The sequence below is a fragment of the Citricoccus alkalitolerans genome, assembly GCF_039528175.1.
Classification (GTDB): Bacteria; Actinomycetota; Actinomycetes; order Actinomycetales; family Micrococcaceae; genus Citricoccus; species Citricoccus alkalitolerans.
On sequence record NZ_BAAALH010000002.1, the window covers coordinates 1,365,196 to 1,382,643 of the forward strand.

A 17,448-nucleotide genomic window follows, 5' to 3' on the forward strand; every position below is an offset into this window, starting at 1 on the left:
GCCCGGCACCACGAAGACGGCGGCGTGCGCCCGGGTGAGGACGGCGGCCGTGTCCGGGTGCTCCGGCCCGGTGGGACAGTCGATCACGGTGACAGGGAAGTACCGGGACAATCCGGACAGCAGCGTGGTCGCGGCCGCCTCGCCCAGGGGCCGGCCGGCGACCCGGGGCCCGGTGTAGTACAGGTCATTCCGGCCCAAAGACATCCGGGAGGCCACGGCGTCGAAGGTGGTGGAGTCCAGCGCCGCCAGATCGGCGGCGAGCTGATCCGCTCCGCGGGCGAGACCGTTGCCGAGGCGCAACGCCAGTGATCCACAGGCGGGGTCCAGATCGAGGGCAGCCACGGGCTCAGGGCGCAGGGCGGCGAACGTCGAGGCCGTCAGCGCCGCCACCGTGGTCTTGCCCCCGCCGCCGCGCAGGGACACCACGGCCAGGCGGCGCCCCGTGGTCACCGGGGACTGGGCGATCTTCCCCGAGGCTGCCAGCCGCTCACCGCTGCGGTCGTGGCCCCACAGGCCGCCGAGCGCCCGCCAGCTGCGGGTCCACAGGGACAGGGCTGGGCGGCGCGAGTAATCACGCTGAACCCGGGAGGCCACGGATTCGAACCCGGTGGAGGGATCGTCCTGGGCTCGGTGGACGTCCCGTCGCAGGTCGGAACGGCTGGACCATTGCACCTCGCCGGCGTCCGTCCGGCCGGAGCCGGTACCGGGGCGCGGCCGGGAGGGGGCGGGGCCGGCGTCGTTCCAGGGGTCCAGGGGCGCAGAGGACATCAGAAGGTCTCCAACAGGGTGGCGTAGATCCCGTAGTAGCCGATGAGCAGCGGGATGGGGGCGAGCAGGGCGATGGCCTCGATGGTGTCCCCGGTCTTGCGCATCCGGGCCTGCGAGTGCTCAGGCAGGTCGACGGACAGGCCGGCCCCAATCACAAGGGCCAGTACCAGGAGCGCGGCCAGGAAGGCGGTCTCGTAGTCCGGGAGAAAGCCCGTGGCCACCCGGATCAGGGCGAGTACGCCAAGCCCGGTGGCCAGATACAGCGGGATGCGCTCGGCGGCCAGGGGGAAGGATCGGGCGCGCAGGCCCAGCCCGAGCACCAGGCAGATGAGCAACGGCAGGGAGAAGGGGTAGGCCAGGGTGTCTCCGCCCACGAGCCACAGGGACAGGGCACCCGAGCCCGCGCAGACGATGGCGCTGGAGATGAGACCCTCGTGCGCGGAGTCGATGGCGGTCCCCACGTCGCGGCGCAACACGGCGGCGCCGTTGGCATGCTGGTCGTCCATCCCGGCCAGGCCGGAGACACCGAGGGCGATCTTGGGGAGCAGGCCCAGCACCAGGAGTGAGACGATGCCGGCGATGGCGGCCGCCCCGACCAGCGGGTCGGCGCTCCGGTCTCCGATCGCCCAGACGGAGATCGCCGGTGCCACAGCCCAGACGGCCACCAGCACACCGGTCACCGCGGCCGAGATGAACATGGACAGGGGCCGGTTGACGATGAAGCCCAGAACTCCCTGCACGACGGCGGCCAGCCCGGCCAGGGCGATGAAGGACCATGGCTCCGGCAGCCCCAGCCCCACGATCCCGGTGACGGCGAACAGGGTCCCGGCCCCCGCGAGGGTGGCCGCCGCTGCCTGCTGGCGCCCGGGCGCGGAGACCGTGGCGCCCGCCACGAGGGCCACGGCGGCCAGCCCGAGGGTGATCCAGTGCTGCTGCTCCGGCGCGAACGACTCCAACAGCCCGGTGATGGCGAGCCAGGAACCCACGGCGGCCAGGAAGCCGCAGATGATGAAGCGGTACACCGTGGACCATCGGCCCGGAACGGCCTCCGTGTGCTCTGACACGGTGTCATTGAGGTCGTAGACGATGGGCGAGGGTGGGGCCTCGGTGCGGGAGACCAGGCGAAGTCGCTCACCGTCGAGCACGCCGGTCTCGCCCAGAGTCTGCCCCGCGGGCAGCTCGCCGCCATCCGGCCGGACCAGCAGCTTGGCCCCCAGGGAGTCGTCCGGCCGGTCGTCCAGTACGTCCAGGATCTGGGGCATCAGGGTCCCGAGTGGCGTGTCCGACGGCAGCAGGAGGTCCGCGTTGCGCCGCTGACCGACCAGGGAGACTCGCGTGTAGGGGCTGGGCACGTCAGGACGTCCAGGGGATCGGCGGCAGGGTGTCTGCCTGCGGAGCGGAAGGCTGCGAGACGGGCAGGGACGCGAGCAGCGCTGTGGCAGCGGGGGACACCGGGGCGCCAGAGGGCTCCGGATTCCCACTGGTGCCCTGCGGCTGTCGGTCCTGCTCCATCTGCTGACGCTCCAGCTCCTGCTGTTCGCGTTGCTGCTCGCGTTCGTTGCGGTCGTTGATGTAGTTCGTGAGGATGTTGATGACGAAGGAGAGTGCCACGCAGAAGGCACAGATCAGGGCTGCGATGATCAGTCCGTAGACGAAGGAGTTGGTGCGGTCCTTCCACCGGCGCTCGGTGGGGTTCAGCCCGAATAGGAACGAGGCGCTGAGCCGATTGCGCCGAACCTCGACCGACTCGATGAGCTGTGAGTCGAAATCCATGGCCATGGGCGGTCCCCTCCTTCCCCGGTACCTGCCGGGCTCGTCCTGGCGCGGCGCATCCCCGCGCCGTGACCTCCCACATCATTCCAGTGTTTGGACGGCGGCGGAAACAACGGCACCGGATGTGCATGGGGAGTTCTCCCCATCGGATCCGGTTGACCAGACTCGATCGAGGGCAGAAGTATTAGAGACATCGGGCCGGCGGGTCGCCGAAGCGAGAGGCACACGTCAGCCATACCAACCGCGGACCACCAGTCCGACACAGATCACCACAAGGGGATGAACATGGCAAAGCTTGAGCTCACAGAGGGCCTTGAGACGTTCGAGAAGGCCGCTCGGGACTCCGGGGACTCCGGGGAACTCCTCGTCATCGAGGTCCAGAACCTCGAGAACGCAGTCGTATCTCTGAAGGAGACCTTCAAGGGTGCCGGTGCGAATGCCTACTCCAACTTCATGGTCAAGGTCAACGAATGCCAGGGCACGCTGGTCGAGGCACTGTCACTCATCAACACCGGCCAGGCCGAGCTGTACAAGACCTACAACACCTCCGAGGACACCACGGTGGCCGATTCGGATGCGGCAGGCGGCGACAACCTCGACCTGGCCTGGGGCGGCACCAGCGGTGGCGGCAGCTCGATCGCCTGATACGCGCCCCTTGAGCGGGCTCGCCCGCTGGATCCACTTCTCATCACCCTCAGATTTCGCCGGGACACCCGGACACCGAAAGGACTAGACCATGGTTATCAAGTATGACTCCGGAGCATCGGCCGCCTACGAGTGGGAGGTCGGCCAGATCGCCGACCGTATCGAGGGCATCCTGGGCGACCGGGAGCAGCAGAAGGCCTACGTGGAGGAGAACTACGAGGCCACCAACACCTCGGAGGACCTCTCCGCTGTGGAGACCAAGTGGCTCAACGCCTGCGAGCAGGTCCGCGATCTGGTCCGCGAGGCCCGGACCCTGATGGAGAAGAACGACGTCACCGCCGAGGAGGCAGCCCGGGCCGCCGGCGCCGCCGTCAGCGGCATGGGCGGCTGAGCACAGCTGACTCCCCGCTCCGGCGCAATGCCAGGGGGCCGACCCGTCAGGGGCCGGTCCCCTGGATGTCCAAGGCCCCGTCTCCCTCCTGCGAGAACGTGCATTCCATCACGCCTGCCATGCGTAATCCGGAGGCATCGGTAGAATGGTCCGCTGGTGGCCTGCCCGCCACCGCCGAGCCCAGCCGATTGGACGACCAGTGACCTCTGCCCCCACCCGCCCCCTCCGCCTCGCCATCATCGGTGCCGGACCGGCCGGCGTGTATACGGCAGATCTGCTGACCAAGGCCGAGCGGGACTTCGAGGTCAGCATCGACCTCTTCGACCGCTACCCGGCCCCGTACGGACTCATCCGCTATGGCGTCGCCCCGGACCACCCGAGGATCAAGGGCATCGTCAAGGCCCTGCACAAGGTCATGGACCGTGGGGACATCCGCTTCCTCGGCGGTGTGGACTTCGGCACGGACCTCACCCTGGAGGACCTGCGGGAGCACTACGACGCCATCGTCTTCTCCACCGGTGCTGTCCGGGACGCAGACCTGTCCGTCCCCGGTGTGGACCTCGAGGGGTCCTTCGGCGGCGCCGACTTCGTCTCCTGGTATGACGGCCATCCGGACGTGCCGCGCCAGTGGCCGTTGACCGCGAGGGAGGTCGCGGTGATCGGCAACGGCAACGTGGCCCTGGATGTGGCACGCATGCTCTCCAAGCACGCCGACGACCTGCTGGTCACCGAGATCCCGGAGAACGTCTACGAGGGCCTCAAGGCCTCTCCGGTCACGGACGTGCACGTCTTCGGCCGGCGCGGCCCCGCCCAGGTGAAGTTCACCCCGCTGGAGCTGCGCGAGCTGGCGCACTCCAAGGACGTGGACATCGTGCTGTACCCGGAGGACTTCGAGTTCGATGAGGCCTCGGAACAGCTGGCGGCGACGAACAACCAGGTTAAGACCATGGTCGGCACCCTGACGAACTGGCTCGTCGAGGATCAGGACTCCGGGGCCTCGCGTCGCCTGCACCTGCACTTCCTGCAGCAGCCGGTGGAGATCCTCGCCGGCGAGGGGGACGAGGCAGGCCAGGTCGCTGGCCTGCGGATGGAGCGCATGGAGCTGGACGGCACCGGCAACGTCAAGGGCACGGGCGAGTACGTCGACTACCCGGTCCAGGCCGTGTACCGGGCCATCGGCTACCACGGTTCCCCCGTGCCCGGGCTCGGCTATGACGAGCTCAAGGGTGTCATCCCCAACGACGCCGGCCGCGTCCTGGATGCGAGCGGCACCCCGATCCCCGGTCTGTACGCCTCCGGCTGGATCAAGCGCGGCCCGGTGGGCCTGATCGGCCACACCAAGGGCGACGCCCTGGAGACGATCGGCTGCATGCTCGAGGACCAGCCGGACCTGTGGTCTGCGGCGAACCCGGAGGAACAGGCGGTCATCGACCTGCTGGAATCGCGCGGCATCGAATACACCACCTGGGAGGGCTGGCTGAAGCTGGACGAGCATGAGCTCGGCCTCGGTGCCGCCGCCACCGGCTCCGGAACCGTGCAGCGTGAGCGCGTCAAGGTGGTTCCCCGTGAGGACATGACCCGCATCAGCCGCGGCTGATGGCACGGCTGCTCGCAGACCTCACCCCTCTGCGGGTCAGCCCCGCCTACCGGCGGCTCTGGATCGGGAACTCGCTCTCGGCGGTGGGCACGCAACTGACCCTCGTCGCGGTCAGTCTCGAGGTCTTCCACCTCACCGGCTCATCGCTGGCGGTCGGGATGCTGGGCGCGTTCGCCCTCGTGCCACTGGTCGTGGCCGGACTCTACGGCGGGGCGGTGGCCGACCACGTGGACCGGCGCAAGCTCGCCCTGGCCTCCTCCTCCGTGCTATGGCTGACTGCCGTCCTGATCGCGGCCCAGGCCTGGCTGGGGCTGGAGAGCGTGTGGGTGCTGTACGTGCTGGTCGCCGTCCATTCCGGGGCCTCCGGCATCAATCAGCCCACTCGCGGTGCCATCATTCCCGCCCTCGTGGGTCTCAAACTGCTGCCGGCCGCCAACGCCCTGAACATGATGACGTTCTCCGTGGCGATGATGGTCGGTCCGCTGTTCGCCGGCGTCCTGGTGGCCCAGGTGGGCTACGCCTGGACGTACTCCGTGGACGTGGTGACCTTTCTGGCCGCCCTCTATGCGGTCTGGCGCTTGCCCTCCCTGCCACCGCGGCGGCAGGACGGCGCTGACCCTGCCATATCCGCCGGGGCCCGGCGCCTCGTCGGCTGGGGCTCCGTGGTGGAGGGATTCCGTTTCCTGGGATCCCGTCCCAACCTGCGGATGACCTTCATCGCGGACATCGTCGCGATGGCCACCGCCTTCCCGCGGGCGCTGCTGCCCGCGATCGGAGCGGTGGTGCTGGGCGGCGGCGAGGCCGCCGTCGGGATCCTGTTGGCGGCCATGGCCCTCGGTGCCTTCCTCACGGGGCTGTTCTCCGGGCCGCTGACGCGCATCGTCCGGCACGGGGCGGCGGTGTACTGGGCCATCGTCGCCTGGGGGCTGTCCGTGGCCGGCTTCGGCGTGGTGGTCTATCTGGCGGCCCGCGCCGGTGCCTCCGGCGGCGATCCCCGGGACTACCTGTGGGCGGCCGCCGCCTGCCTGGCACTGGCCGGTTGCGCCGACTCCGTCTCCTCGGTCTTTCGCAACACCATCCTGCAGTCGGCCACCCCGGACCATCTGCGGGGACGGCTGCAGGGCGTGTTCATCGTGGTGGTGGCCGGCGGGCCGCGGGTGGGGGAGATGCTGACCGGTGGCGCCGCCGAGCTGCTGACCGAACCGGTGACGCTCATGGCCGGCGGGGTGCTCTGCGTGCTCGGGGTCAGCGCCTTGATGCGCTGGCAGCCCGGCTTCCTGAAGTACGACTCCCGCCATCCCGTTCCCTGAGTACCGGGCCTCCCTCGGCACCTGCCGTCACTCCCTCGGCACCTGCCGTCCGGAATGTCCGGCCGGTGACGTACGTTGTAGTCACCGACGTCTCACTGACCGTCCCTGAGTCTTACGCGCCCCTGGAAGGACTGCCCCCGGATGCACCGGCATTACAACGGACTGAAGACCACCCTGCTGATCGCTGGACTGTTCGCCGTGCTGCTGGCGATCGGCGGTGTCATTGCTGCCGGGACGGGAAGCCCTACGTGGATCTGGATCTTTGCGCTCATCGGACTGGCGTCCACGGCCTACAGCTACTGGAACAGTGACAAGATCGCGATCCGTTCCATGCGTGCCTATCCGGTCACCGAGCAGGAACAGCCGGAGATGTACCGGATCGTCCGCGAGCTCTCCGAGGCGGCCCAGCAGCCGATGCCGCGGCTCTACGTGGCGCCCACGACCTCACCCAACGCGTTCGCCACGGGGCGCAATCCACAGAATGCCGCCGTGTGCTGCACCGAGGGGATCCTGCAGATGCTCAATGCGCGCGAACTGCGCGGGGTGCTGGGACATGAACTGATGCATGTCTACAACCGGGACATCCTGACGTCCTCCGTGGCCGCCGCCGTGGCCGGCGTCATCACCTCGGTGGCCCAGTTCATGCTGTTCTTCGGAGCCGGACGGGACAACCGCGGGGCGAACCCCCTAGCGATGATCGCGCTGGCACTGCTGGCCCCGTTCGCGGCCTCACTCATCCAGATGTCCATCTCCCGGACCCGCGAATTCGACGCGGACGAGGATGGGGCGAAGCTGACCGGGGATCCGCTGGCCCTGGCTTCGGCCCTGTACAAGCTACAGAACGGGATCCAGGCGGCGCCGCTGCCGTCCGAGCAGCGGCTGCAGAACACCGCGCACCTGATGATTGCCAACCCGTTCCGGAACGTGAAGAAGATGTTCTCCACGCACCCGCCCATGAGCGAGCGGGTCAAGCGCCTCGAGGGCATGGCCCGGGAGCTGGGCCAGGCCTGATCCGGCAGCCCGTCTGACTCTGCGGCCCAGCTGACCCATCGGGCCACGGGCCAGTGTCAGGACGAGGGCAGGAGCCCGCCGGCGCGCTCCCAGGCGCGAGTCAGGTGGTCCTTGACCGGAGCGGACAGCACCTCATCGGCCGTCTTCTCGGCCTGACGGATCGAACCGCCGGCCGCCTGCCGCGCCTCCTCGGCGATGGCCCGCTGCTGACGGTGCCAGTCGCGATCCTCGAAGCGCGGCTCGGTGGCGATCGCTGCCAGTTGCGCCGCGATCCGGTTCTGGTTTCGTTCCGCAGCTCGCAACCGCTCTGGTTCAAGGACCTGGTCGATGAAGCCGCCGTGGACCACGAGGCCGAGGCCCCCGTCGAGGCCGTGGCGTAGGGCCACGGCCAGGACCGTCTCTGCGGGGATGCCCGCGAGGCCGGGGTCCTGCGCCACCCAGGCCTGCTGGGACAGTGGCCGGCCACGGCGGGCATCCACGAGCACATCGCCGAGGGTCGCCTGCAGCGTGCTGACGAAGCCGTCGGGGGTGATCAGGTAGAGCATGGTGTCCTCGGTCGGTCGAACGGGCTTCTCAGCGGAAGTTGATGAATTGCAGGTCGGCGTCCTCGAAGTCCTTGAGCATGGCCATGGTGGCCTGCAGATCGTCGCGGGACTTGGAGGAGACGCGGAGCTCGTCGCCCTGGATGGCGGCCTTGACGGATTTCGGGCCCTCATCGCGGATCAGTTTGGTGATCTTCTTGGCGGTGGGCTGGTCGATGCCCTCCTTGATGGTCGCCTCCATGCGGTATTCCTTGCCCGAGGCGTAGGGCTCGCCGGCCTCGAGAGACTTGAGGGAGATGCCGCGCTTGACCAGCTTGGACTGGAAGACATCCAGGACGGCCTTGACGCGCTCCTCGGAAGCGGCCTTCATCAGGATGGACTCGCCGTTGAAATCGACCTCCGCGCCCACACCCTTGAAGTCATAGCGCTGGGCTATCTCCTTCTGGGCCTGGTTCAGGGCATTGCTGATCTCCTGCTTGTCGACCTTGCTGACCACATCAAACGTCGAATCGCTGGCCATGGCTCCTCTTCACTGTTGTGTCCGCCGCCATGAGAGGGCGGTGGACTCGGGTGGGACGTTCCTCGCGGACAGCCTACCGGTGGGCCCTGGTGCCGTGGCATACCGGGCCGATGCTCGGGCGCGAGTGGGGAGAATGCAGGGAAGATCGCCGGGGGAAGACGCCGATTCGAAATCCTGGCCCGGCTCCGGTAAAGTGAGGTGTCGCCGACCGAACGGAATGGTTCAGACCAGATCCGCGCGGGAGGGGCCCCGGCAGATTACCCGAGCGGCCAAAGGGGGCTGACTGTAAATCAGCTGGCATTGCCTTCACTGGTTCGAATCCAGTATCTGCCACCCAGGGACCCGGTAGTCCATACCGGGAGCAACAGAGAAGCACCGCAGGAGCAAGGGCTCCTGCGGTGCTTTTTGTTTGTCTCCTCTGCAACCCGCCTATATTCCCTCGATCCCGGCCCAAGGACACCGCCCTCCTCTGCACGGGGAGCGTCGACGCCGAGAAAGGATCATTGACGGAACCGACCATTGTTTCTGACAAGCGAGTGTCCATAAGATGTGTCCACCACTCGCACTGTGGCCTACATCACAACTCATAGGGGTGCTGGTCCGCGGGTGATAGCCCCTTCCTGAAAGGACATCGCCATGGAACGCCCCGATGGTCACTCCCCGGACCGAACCGCCCCAGACCGAACCGCCCCGAACGGACCTCCGGCCGATCGCCGGCCGAGTCGGCGGGGGAGGTGCTGAGATGAGCCGAGTTTCCCTCCGCCGAGCCGTTGTCGCCGGCGCCGCCGCCGTCGGACTCCTCCTGAGTTCGTCCGGCGTGGCGTGGGCGGGCACCACGGCCCCGGCCGCCTCCCCCGCCTTCGCCGCAACCACCTCAATCGCGGGCAGCGGCTCGTCAGCAGGAGTTCTGGACTGCACGTCACTGTCCGGATTCGAGTTCCAGTCCACCACCATCACCGGTGCCGAGGTGGTGCCCGCAGGTACCCTCACCAACCGGGGTGAGGATATCGGTGAGCATTGTCTCGTCACGGGGCAGATGAACGAGCGGACCAGTCCCGTCGACGGCCAGGAGTACGCCATCGGCTTCGAGATGCGCCTGCCGAAGGACTGGAGCGGTCAGTACCTCTACCAGGCCAACGGCGGAATGGACGGCTCCGTCAGCACCGCCGTGGGCCAGGTAGGCGGCGGCGAGAGTGGCCTCCAGATGGGCATGGCGGTCATCAGCTCGGACGCCGGCCACACCGGCAGTCAGAACCCCACCTTCGGCCTGGATCCACAGGCCCGGTTGGACTTCGGCTACCAGGCCGTGGGCACCCTGACCCCGATGGCGAAGTCCCTCGTGGAGGAGGCCTACGGCAGCGCGCCGGAGTACTCCTACCTGACGGGCGGGTCCAACGGCGGCCGGCACACCATGGTGGGGGCCTCGCGCTACACGGACGACTACGACGGCTTCCTCGCGCTGGCACCGGGGTTCAACCTCCCGCAGGCGGCGGTGGCCCAGTTGTGGGGCGCGCAGCAGTGGAACACCGTGGCCACCAGCGATGACCTGAACTCGGCCCTGACCATGCCGGAGCGCGTGCTGCTGGCGGAAGCCATCCTGGCCCAGTGCGACGAGCTCGACGGCCTGGCCGACGGTCTGGTACAGGACCAGGATGGTTGCGGCGAGGTCTTCTCCGTGACGGACCACGTTCCCACGTGTGAGGCCGAGCGGGACGGGACGTGCCTGAGTGAGGAGCAGAAGGCCGTGGTGACGACCGTGTTCTCGGGCGCGACCACGAGTGACGGCACCGCCCTCTACAGCTCCTTCCCCTATGATCCGGGTCTTGTCGATCCAGGCTGGGGCTTCTGGAAGTTCAACGCGTCCATCGCACTGGACCCCATGGCCGTGGGGTACATCTTCTCCACCCTGCCCTTCGCTCCAGCGCTGGACTCACTGCGGGATTTCGTGCTGGACCTGGACATCGACGAGGCCAACGCGTCGATCTACGCGACTGAGGGGATCTACACCGAGAGCGCCATGGAGTTCATGACTCCGCCGGACCTGGAGTTCGCCGACCTCAAGGCCTCCGGCGGCAAGATGATGGTCATCCACGGTGCCTCGGACGGGGTGTTCTCCTCGAACGACACCTCCGCGTGGTACCGGAACCTCAACGAGGCCCACGGCGGTGACGCCTCCGACTTCGTCCAGTACTACGAGGTGCCGGGCATGAGCCATGTGTCCGGCGGCCCGGCCACGGACCAGCACGATGCGCTCGCGTCCCTGGTCGGCTGGGTGGAGGACGGCGAGCGTCCGGAGAGACTGGAGGCCTGGGTCAACCCGGCCAATGGCCAGGTTCCGGAGGACTGGTCGAGTGAGCGGTCTCGCCCGTTGTGCATCTATCCCGCCGTGGCCACCTACACGGGCGGAGACACCGAGTCTGCCGCCAGCTTCGACTGTGTGGAGGACACCGGCCCCGAGGTGCCGGACTTCTCGGACAATCTCCCGGGCTCTCCGTACTACGCCCCGGTGCAGTGGATGGCCCGGACCGGATTGTCCCTGGGATACGCCGATGGGACGTTCCGCAAGAGCCAGGCTGTCACGCGGGCGGAGACCGCGGCCTTCCTCTACCGGTACATGGCGCCTGATTTCGAGGCACCGGAGGAGTCCCCGTTCTCGGATCTCTCCGAGAGCTCCGGCCATTTCACGGCGATCGCTTGGGCTGCGACCGAGGACATCACCCGGGGGTACGCGGACGGGACCTTCCGTCCGGCCGATTCCGTGACCCGCGGGGAGTTCGCCACGTTGCTGTATCGGCTCGAGGCACCGGATCACCAGGCCCCGGCCACCTCCCCGTTCAAGGACCTGCCCGTGGGCGGCTCGAACTACGAGGCCATCACCTGGCTGGCTTCAGAGGGCATCTCCCTGGGCGAAACGGATGGCAACTACAACCAGACCGCGCCGGTGAGCCGTGGGCATATCTCGGCGTTCCTGCAACGCTATGACGCCTTCGTCAACGGCGACTGAGTAGTCCTTGCCGTCCGTCCCGTTCCTGCCCGTGGCCGCACCATTCACGCGGCCACGGGCAGGGGCATCACGTCCCAGATGGTGCAATAGGCCTGATCTGGGGCACCCATGACCGACTCGTAGTAGGCCCAGGCCCATGCCGGAGCCCCATTCGAATCGGGAGGCGCAGCAGGGCAGTCTCCGGGCTCCAACCAGCGGCCGGCCACGCAGATGAAATCGAGATAGTCGGCCACGGATCCGTCCCGGGGCGGCTGGAGCGAGTCCTTGAGGTCCGCCGCAAGTGCGACCCCGTAGAGTTCCGTGGCGTCGGTGTCCAGGACCAGTCCGCAGTCCCGTTCGAACGCCTGCACCCACTCCATGGACTCGCGCAGCACATGCTCCGGTTCGTCTCGTTCCACCACCACCATGACGGTCGTGCGCCGTCCGGGGACCATGCGTCCCGGGCCGGACGGACCGTGTTTGGACTGCGGTGCCGGTCTCGCGCGTGGTGAGGAAGGTGGCTGTGGGGGCGGGGCGTCGCACGACATCGGATGCTCCTCGGTTGGTCGTTCCAATGGGTCGGTCCTCTGCTGACCGGATGATCCGACGCTATGAAGCCGGTTGGCCCCGCATCAGGGGTCCAGTGCCCGTCCGTGGGCAACGCGCGGGGCAGATAGACGCTGTGGAGGAGCGGCCCGCCGTCGCTTGTGGACCCGGCTCCCGCGGGGCAGTCAGCGACGGTTAGGGTGGAAGGCATGGCAACCACCGAGATCACCGAAGCCGGATTCGAACAGACCATCACCGAGAACGACATCGTCTTCGTCGACTTCTGGGCCGGCTGGTGCGGACCTTGCAAGCAGTTCGCCCCGGTCTACGAGCAGGTGTCGGGCGAGCACCCGGACATCGTGTTCGGCAAGGTCGACACCGAGGCCGAGCGGGGCCTCGCCGCCGCCGCGAACATCACCTCGATCCCGACCCTCATGGCGTTCCGGGACAAGGTCCTGGTCTACGCCCAGCCCGGCGCCGTCAACGCCACCCAGCTGCAGGAGCTTGTCACGGCTGTCAAGGGACTGGACATGGACGAGGTCCGGGAGAAGGTCGCGCAGAACCAGAATCCTGATCAGAACTCTGCTCAGAACTCCGACCAGAACTGACTACCGCCGCCGGTGGTCCGCCGGTGCCAGCCGCGGGCCGAACCGGCTGAACCTGACGCCGGACAGGCCGATGAGCCGGACCACGCGCTGCCGATGACCACCCCACGGTTCCAGTAGCCGCAACATGCCGGCATCGTCGGTGCGCCGGCCGGTCAGCACCTCGCCCACATGATGGGCCAGGTGGTAGTCGCCCACGGCCACCGTGTCCGCGGCACCATGCGTCCGCTGCACGGTCTCCGCGGCCGTCCAGACGCCGATTCCCGGCACGGCGGTCAACGTCTCAGCGGCGACTCCCGCGGGTAGATCGGCCAGTCGTTCCAGGGCGCTCGCCCGCTCGGCCACCCGTAGCATCGCCCTCGACTGTGCGGGCTGGACCCAGCCGGCGTGCCAGGCCCAACTGGGGATTCGCCGGACGGCATGGGCGGTCGGCGGCAACAACATGCCCGGTGGCGCCGGAACCGGAGCCGCCTCACCGAATCCCCTTACCAGCCAGCGCCACCCGGACCGGGCCTGGTCATGGGTGACCTTCTGTTCCAGGACCACGGTCAGCAGCTGGTCCACCATCCTCCCCGTGGCCGGTAGGCGCAGTCCGGGGTTCGCGCGGCGGGCCTGTATCACCGCATGCGGAAGCGTCGCGGCCGATCCTTCAGCCCCTGCTTCCCGCGAGGTCCCCGCCGAATGCGGGGCGAGGAGCGCGTCGAAGGCCGACCAGTCGTCGTCGAGCCCCAGCAGCCGGTGTGCGTCTGCCACCGCAGCCGAGGCTCCGGGGCCCCACGCGAGCACCGGGACCGGACCCGGGGTCAGCGCCGAGGGCGCCGGCCGGACGAGCACCGTCACCGGATCGCCCGAGCCCGGCACCCGGTAGCAGAGCCAGACCCCATCGGGGCGGGACTGCACGGTGGGATCGGCCTGTCCGCGCTGCAGGACGCCCAGGGTCAGTCGCACGTCCACGGGGGCGCCGGGCTCCAGGACCACGGCGGCGTCCGGGGCGGGCAGGGAACCTAACACCCTGCCATTGTCCCCCGTTGAGTGGTCACGCGGATTCATGCTCTTGCCGCCCGAGGCGGCCTCGGCGGTACCGTTGAACCCATGAACGCGCAGCCCGAGAACGCCGGCACTCCAGAGACCCCATCCGGCCACCCGCACGGCATGACCTACGCCGAGAATGTCCTCGGCCTCATCGGCAACACCCCGCTGGTGAAGTTGAACAGGGTCACCGAGGGGCTCAAAGCGACCATCCTGGTCAAGCCCGAGTACCTGAACCCCGGCGGCTCGGTGAAGGACCGCATCGCGCTGAAGATGATCGAGAACGCCGAGGCCGAGGGCAAGCTCTCCGCCGGCGGCACCGTGGTGGAGCCGACCTCCGGGAACACCGGAGTCGGTCTGGCCATGGTCGCCCAGCTCAAGGGCTATCGCTCCGTGTTCGTCACCCCGGACAAGGTGGGCGAGGAGAAGCGGGACGTGCTCAGGGCCTACGGCGCCGAGGTGGTGGTCACCAAGACGTCCGTGGCCCCCGAGTCCGAGGAGTCCTACTACGGGGTGGCCAACCGCCTCGAGCGGGACATCCCGGGCGCCTACCAGCCCAACCAGTTCTTCAACCCCTCCGCCCCGGAGTCCCACTATGAGACCACCGGCCCGGAGATCTGGCGGGACACCGCTGGTCGGCTCACCCATGTGGTCATCGGCGCGGGCACCGGTGGCACCATCACGGGCACGGGCCGCTACCTCAAGGAGGTCTCCGCGGACCGCGCCGCCGGTCCCGTCAAGGTCATCGCCGCCGATCCGGACGGCTCCATCTACTCCGGCGGCACCGGCCGGCCCTACTCCGTGGAGGGCGTGGGGGAGGACATGTGGCCCGGCAACTATGACAAGACCGTGCCGGACGAGGTCCTCGCCGTGGATGACGCCGCCTCCTTCGAGATGACCCGCCGCCTGGCCGCCGAGGAGGGCCTGCTCGTGGGCGGTTCCTCCGGCATGGCCGTCGTCGCCGGCCTCCGGGCCGCGCAGAGCCTCGGCGAGGACGACGTGATGGTCATCATCCTGCCGGACTCCGGCCGCGGCTACCTCGGCAAGGTCTTCAACGAGCGCTGGATGGACGAGATGGGCTTCGAGTCCTCCACGCCGGAGTCGGTGTTGCCGGTGGACCTGGGGCCCGCGCACGACGCCGGCCCCTCGGCACCCACGGTGCCGGACGCGTGGAACGCGACGGTCGCCGACCTCCTGGAGGAGAAGTCCGCGTGGCTGCCCGGCGCCCTTCCGTCCGTGGTCACCGCCCCGAAGGACGCCACCCTGGCCGAGGCCATCTCCACCATGAACCGCTACGGCGTGGACGCCCTGCCCGTGGTCGGCGCACCCCGGGATGACCTGCGCGTCGGCGAGATCCTAGGCGCCGTGGACGTGGCCACCCTCACCGACCTGCTGGCCACTGGGCGTGCGACGGCCGCGGACTCCGTGTCCGACCACGTCGGTGCCCAGCTGCCGAAGGTCAACGTCAGCGCACCGCTCTCCGCAGCGCGCGAGGCCCTGCGCTCGGCCCCCGCCGTGATGGCCACCCACCGCGGCGTGGTCACGGGCATCGTCACCCTGCACGACCTGCTGGCCCGCGTCGCCCGCTGAAAGGACTGGACATGACCAACGAGACCCCCCACTACGAAGGCTTCAACACCCGCGCCATCCACGCCGGCCAGGCCCACGAGACGGTCTACGGCGCAGTGGTGCCACCCGTGCACCTCTCCACCACCTATGCCCCCGAGGCGGTGGGGCAGCTGCGCCAGGGCTACGACTACGGCCGCGGCACCAATCCCACCCGCGATTCCCTCCAGGAGCAGCTGGCTGCCCTCGAGGGCGGCGTGGACGGCCGAGCCCGCGCCTTCACCTTCGGCTCCGGCCTGGCCGCCGAGAACGCCCTGATCCACGCCGTGGCCGGCCCGGGTGCCCACATCGTCATGGGCAACGACGTCTACGGCGGCACCTACCGTCTGATCAACAAGGTCCTCGGCCCCTGGGGCGTCGCCCACACCGTGGTGGACATGGCTGACGTCTCCGCGGTCGAGCAGGCCCTGGCGGCCACCGATGCCTCTGCGACCCGCATCCTCTGGCTGGAGACGCCCTCCAACCCGATGATGAAGGTCTCGGACATCGCCGCACTGGCGGGGGCGGCGCATGCCGCCGGCGCGTTGCTGGTGGTGGACAACACCTTCGCGACGCCGTACCTGCAGCTTCCGCTGGAACTGGGCGCCGACGTCGTGGTCCATTCGACGACCAAGTACATCGGCGGGCACTCCGACGTGATCGGCGGCGCCGTGGTGGTCAACGACCCCGAGCTCGCCGAGAAGGTGAAGTTCCAGCAGTTCGCCGCCGGTGCGGTCAACGGACCCTTGGACGCCTACCTGACCACCCGGGGGCTCAAGACGCTGGGGGTGCGCATGGACCGTCACAACGCGAACGCCGCCACGATCGCCCAGCACCTGCAGGGCGTCGCCGGAGTGGATCGGGTGCTCTACCCGGGCTTGCCCGACCACCCGGGCCACGAACTCGCCTCCCGCCAGATGAGTGGCTACGGCGGCATGGTCTCGGTGCAGTTCACCGGGGGAGCGGCGGCCGCGAAGCAGGTCGCGGAGACCACCCGGCTGTTCCAGCTGGCGGAGTCCCTGGGCGGGATCGAGTCGCTGATGAACTACCCGGCCGAGATGACGCACGCCTCCGTGGCCGGCACCGAGCTCGCGGTGCCGGACAACCTGGTGCGCCTGTCCGTGGGCATCGAGGACGTGGCCGATCTGATCGACGACCTGGACCGGGCGATCGGCAGCCTGTAGTCATCTGACATCCTTCTGCCGGAGATCGTGGAGGCCAGGAGCACCATCGAGGTCAGGCTCGCAGCAGATCAACGCTTCAGCGCAGGAATCGCCGTAGCGGTGGGATCCACAGCAGCGCGGCCCCGGCCAGCAGCACCATGGCGAGGGCCAGGAGCAGGGGGTGGCCGCGGACGATCAGGGGGATTCCGACGATCACGGCCACGCCGGTCAGCAGGCCGACCGCGCTGCGCCGGGACCGCAGCAGCTGGACGGCACCGGTGCCGGTGGCGAGGGCCAGGACGCCAGCCAGTCCGGCCAGGACGAACTGGCCCGTGGGAGTGGCCTCCGGTGTGGCGAGGTCGAGTCTCCCGGCGGTGCCAGCGGGGGCGTTGAGCCCGGACAGGAGGAAGGCCGTGGCCACCAGGGCGAAGACCGCGGTGGCTATGAGCCACCACCAGCGGGCCACCTTCAAGGTGGTGGGTGTGGCGGCTTGGCGTTCAGCGGCGGCGCGCTGGTCGGCCGTGCGGCGGTCCTCGTGTTCCTGCCGCTCTGCGCGGGCGCGTTCGGCGTCGTCCCGGGAGGCGTCGAGGAACGAGCGGGTCGCGCGGCCTGCGGCACGGGCGAAACGATGGTGGGGCTGTGGGCCAGTGGGCTGCTGTCCAGGGGTCTGCTCGTGCACGTGACGAGCCTAACTGTTCGGCCCGGTCCCTCTGCTGCCGTGATGCGTTAGACTGGGTGGACCATTCCGGTCAAATCCCCTGTGCATGCCCCGCTGTTGAATACTGCAGCAAGGCATCAAGTTGTGTGGCTCGCTTTCGGCAACGTGTCGGCTGTGCGGGCGGCCGGTCCCGAACCCCCTTCCGTTCCTCCGCTGCTGAACTGTGCCGCCCCTGCGGCCCGGGACGCCAACGGAACCGGCAGGGCGGGGACCGCCAGGAGAAATGGAACGGGCGTGATGTT

Annotated in this window: 17 protein-coding genes and 1 tRNA gene; 10 read left to right on the forward strand and 8 right to left on the reverse strand. The window is 68.8% G+C overall.

The features are described 5' to 3' along the window. The 3 genes from ABD134_RS12065 to ABD134_RS12075 all read right to left on the reverse strand — a co-directional run. Positions 1–768, reverse strand: a 768-nt coding sequence (locus ABD134_RS12065) for a CpaE/TadZ family protein (RefSeq protein WP_344229766.1), incomplete at its 3' end; no start/stop codon positions are given. After that, positions 768–2,120 (reverse strand): type VII secretion integral membrane protein EccD, encoded by a 1,353-nt coding sequence (gene eccD / locus ABD134_RS12070; RefSeq protein WP_344229768.1) that lies wholly within the window; start codon positions 2,118–2,120, stop codon positions 768–770. The genes ABD134_RS12065 and eccD, both read right to left, overlap by 1 nt. A gap of 1 nt (position 2,121) precedes the next feature. Continuing rightward, on the reverse strand, positions 2,122–2,547 hold the full coding sequence (locus tag ABD134_RS12075; protein WP_344229770.1) for a hypothetical protein: 426 nt from the start codon (positions 2,545–2,547) through the stop codon (positions 2,122–2,124). Between the two features lie 279 nt (positions 2,548–2,826). Between ABD134_RS12075 and ABD134_RS12080 the strand changes: the two genes are divergently transcribed. The 5 genes from ABD134_RS12080 (at position 2,827) to htpX (ending at position 7,495) form a co-directional block, all read left to right on the forward strand. Then, a complete protein-coding gene (locus ABD134_RS12080; protein WP_344229772.1) occupies positions 2,827–3,186 on the forward strand; it encodes a hypothetical protein in 360 nt (119 codons plus the stop codon). Positions 3,187–3,277: 91 nt separating this feature from the next. Next, the gene (locus tag ABD134_RS12085; RefSeq protein WP_344229774.1) at positions 3,278–3,577 is read left to right on the forward strand and encodes a hypothetical protein; all 300 of its coding nucleotides are present in this window, start codon (positions 3,278–3,280) and stop codon (positions 3,575–3,577) included. Between the two features lie 199 nt (positions 3,578–3,776). Next, positions 3,777–5,174 (forward strand): FAD-dependent oxidoreductase, encoded by a 1,398-nt coding sequence (locus ABD134_RS12090; RefSeq protein WP_344229776.1) that lies wholly within the window; start codon positions 3,777–3,779, stop codon positions 5,172–5,174. Then, a complete protein-coding gene (locus ABD134_RS12095; protein ID WP_344229778.1) occupies positions 5,174–6,484 on the forward strand; it encodes an MFS transporter in 1,311 nt (436 codons plus the stop codon). Before ABD134_RS12090 ends, ABD134_RS12095 begins: the two co-directional genes overlap by 1 nt. A 141-nt stretch (positions 6,485–6,625) precedes the next feature. Further along, the gene (gene htpX / locus ABD134_RS12100; protein WP_344229780.1) at positions 6,626–7,495 is read left to right on the forward strand and encodes a zinc metalloprotease HtpX; all 870 of its coding nucleotides are present in this window, start codon (positions 6,626–6,628) and stop codon (positions 7,493–7,495) included. 56 nt (positions 7,496–7,551) lie between these two features. Here htpX and ABD134_RS12105 read toward each other — a convergent pair whose 3' ends face one another. Then, complete coding sequence (locus ABD134_RS12105) at positions 7,552–8,040, reverse strand: hypothetical protein (protein WP_344229782.1); 489 nt, start codon at positions 8,038–8,040, stop codon at positions 7,552–7,554. A 28-nt stretch (positions 8,041–8,068) separates the two neighbouring features. Continuing rightward, positions 8,069–8,557, reverse strand: a complete 489-nt coding sequence (locus ABD134_RS12110) for a YajQ family cyclic di-GMP-binding protein (protein WP_344229784.1) — start codon at positions 8,555–8,557, stop codon at positions 8,069–8,071. A 251-nt stretch (positions 8,558–8,808) separates the two neighbouring features. Here ABD134_RS12110 and ABD134_RS12115 point away from each other — a divergent pair. Together ABD134_RS12115 and ABD134_RS12120 are read left to right on the forward strand one after the other, a co-directional pair. Further along, positions 8,809–8,890, forward strand: a tRNA-Tyr gene (locus ABD134_RS12115). Between the two features lie 409 nt (positions 8,891–9,299). Next, entirely contained in the window at positions 9,300–11,561 is a 2,262-nt protein-coding gene (locus ABD134_RS12120; protein ID WP_344229786.1) for a tannase/feruloyl esterase family alpha/beta hydrolase, read from the forward strand. Positions 11,562–11,605: 44 nt separating this feature from the next. Here ABD134_RS12120 and ABD134_RS12125 read toward each other — a convergent pair whose 3' ends face one another. Beyond that, positions 11,606–11,995: a hypothetical protein gene (locus ABD134_RS12125; protein WP_344229788.1), complete on the reverse strand. Its 390-nt coding sequence runs from the start codon at positions 11,993–11,995 to the stop codon at positions 11,606–11,608. Positions 11,996–12,295: 300 nt separating this feature from the next. On the opposite strand from ABD134_RS12125, the gene ABD134_RS12130 reads away from it, so the two are divergent. After that, on the forward strand, positions 12,296–12,694 hold the full coding sequence (locus ABD134_RS12130) for a thioredoxin family protein (protein WP_344229790.1): 399 nt from the start codon (positions 12,296–12,298) through the stop codon (positions 12,692–12,694). Here ABD134_RS12130 and ABD134_RS12135 read toward each other — a convergent pair whose 3' ends face one another. Beyond that, positions 12,695–13,702 (reverse strand): DNA-3-methyladenine glycosylase family protein, encoded by a 1,008-nt coding sequence (locus ABD134_RS12135; protein WP_344229792.1) that lies wholly within the window; start codon positions 13,700–13,702, stop codon positions 12,695–12,697. Between the two features lie 141 nt (positions 13,703–13,843). On the opposite strand from ABD134_RS12135, the gene ABD134_RS12140 reads away from it, so the two are divergent. Together ABD134_RS12140 and ABD134_RS12145 are read left to right on the forward strand one after the other, a co-directional pair. Beyond that, on the forward strand, positions 13,844–15,310 hold the full coding sequence (locus tag ABD134_RS12140; protein ID WP_344230893.1) for a cystathionine beta-synthase: 1,467 nt from the start codon (positions 13,844–13,846) through the stop codon (positions 15,308–15,310). 11 nt (positions 15,311–15,321) lie between these two features. Next, positions 15,322–16,509 carry a cystathionine gamma-synthase gene (locus tag ABD134_RS12145; protein ID WP_344229794.1) on the forward strand — a complete coding sequence of 396 codons (1,188 nt, stop codon included), beginning with the start codon at positions 15,322–15,324 and terminating at the stop codon, positions 16,507–16,509. A 76-nt stretch (positions 16,510–16,585) separates the two neighbouring features. Here ABD134_RS12145 and ABD134_RS12150 read toward each other — a convergent pair whose 3' ends face one another. Then, the gene (locus ABD134_RS12150; protein WP_344229796.1) at positions 16,586–17,167 is read right to left on the reverse strand and encodes a hypothetical protein; all 582 of its coding nucleotides are present in this window, start codon (positions 17,165–17,167) and stop codon (positions 16,586–16,588) included. Between the last annotated feature and the right edge of the window lie 281 nt (positions 17,168–17,448).

Bases quoted from the DNA above. Each gene is read 5' to 3' on its own strand.
- ABD134_RS12075 (WP_344229770.1), bottom strand. From the start codon at position 2,547: ATGGCCATGGATTTCGACTCACAGCTCATCGAGTCGGTCGAGGTTCGG.
- ABD134_RS12080 (WP_344229772.1), top strand. From the start codon at position 2,827: ATGGCAAAGCTTGAGCTCACAGAGGGCCTTGAGACGTTCGAGAAGGCC.
- ABD134_RS12085 (WP_344229774.1), top strand. From the start codon at position 3,278: ATGGTTATCAAGTATGACTCCGGAGCATCGGCCGCCTACGAGTGGGAG.
- ABD134_RS12095 (WP_344229778.1), top strand. From the start codon at position 5,174: ATGGCACGGCTGCTCGCAGACCTCACCCCTCTGCGGGTCAGCCCCGCC.
- htpX (WP_344229780.1), top strand. From the start codon at position 6,626: ATGCACCGGCATTACAACGGACTGAAGACCACCCTGCTGATCGCTGGA.
- ABD134_RS12105 (WP_344229782.1), bottom strand. From the start codon at position 8,040: ATGCTCTACCTGATCACCCCCGACGGCTTCGTCAGCACGCTGCAGGCG.
- ABD134_RS12110 (WP_344229784.1), bottom strand. From the start codon at position 8,557: ATGGCCAGCGATTCGACGTTTGATGTGGTCAGCAAGGTCGACAAGCAG.
- ABD134_RS12120 (WP_344229786.1), top strand. From the start codon at position 9,300: ATGAGCCGAGTTTCCCTCCGCCGAGCCGTTGTCGCCGGCGCCGCCGCC.
- ABD134_RS12125 (WP_344229788.1), bottom strand. From the start codon at position 11,995: ATGGTCCCCGGACGGCGCACGACCGTCATGGTGGTGGTGGAACGAGAC.
- ABD134_RS12130 (WP_344229790.1), top strand. From the start codon at position 12,296: ATGGCAACCACCGAGATCACCGAAGCCGGATTCGAACAGACCATCACC.
- ABD134_RS12140 (WP_344230893.1), top strand. From the start codon at position 13,844: ATGACCTACGCCGAGAATGTCCTCGGCCTCATCGGCAACACCCCGCTG.
- ABD134_RS12145 (WP_344229794.1), top strand. From the start codon at position 15,322: ATGACCAACGAGACCCCCCACTACGAAGGCTTCAACACCCGCGCCATC.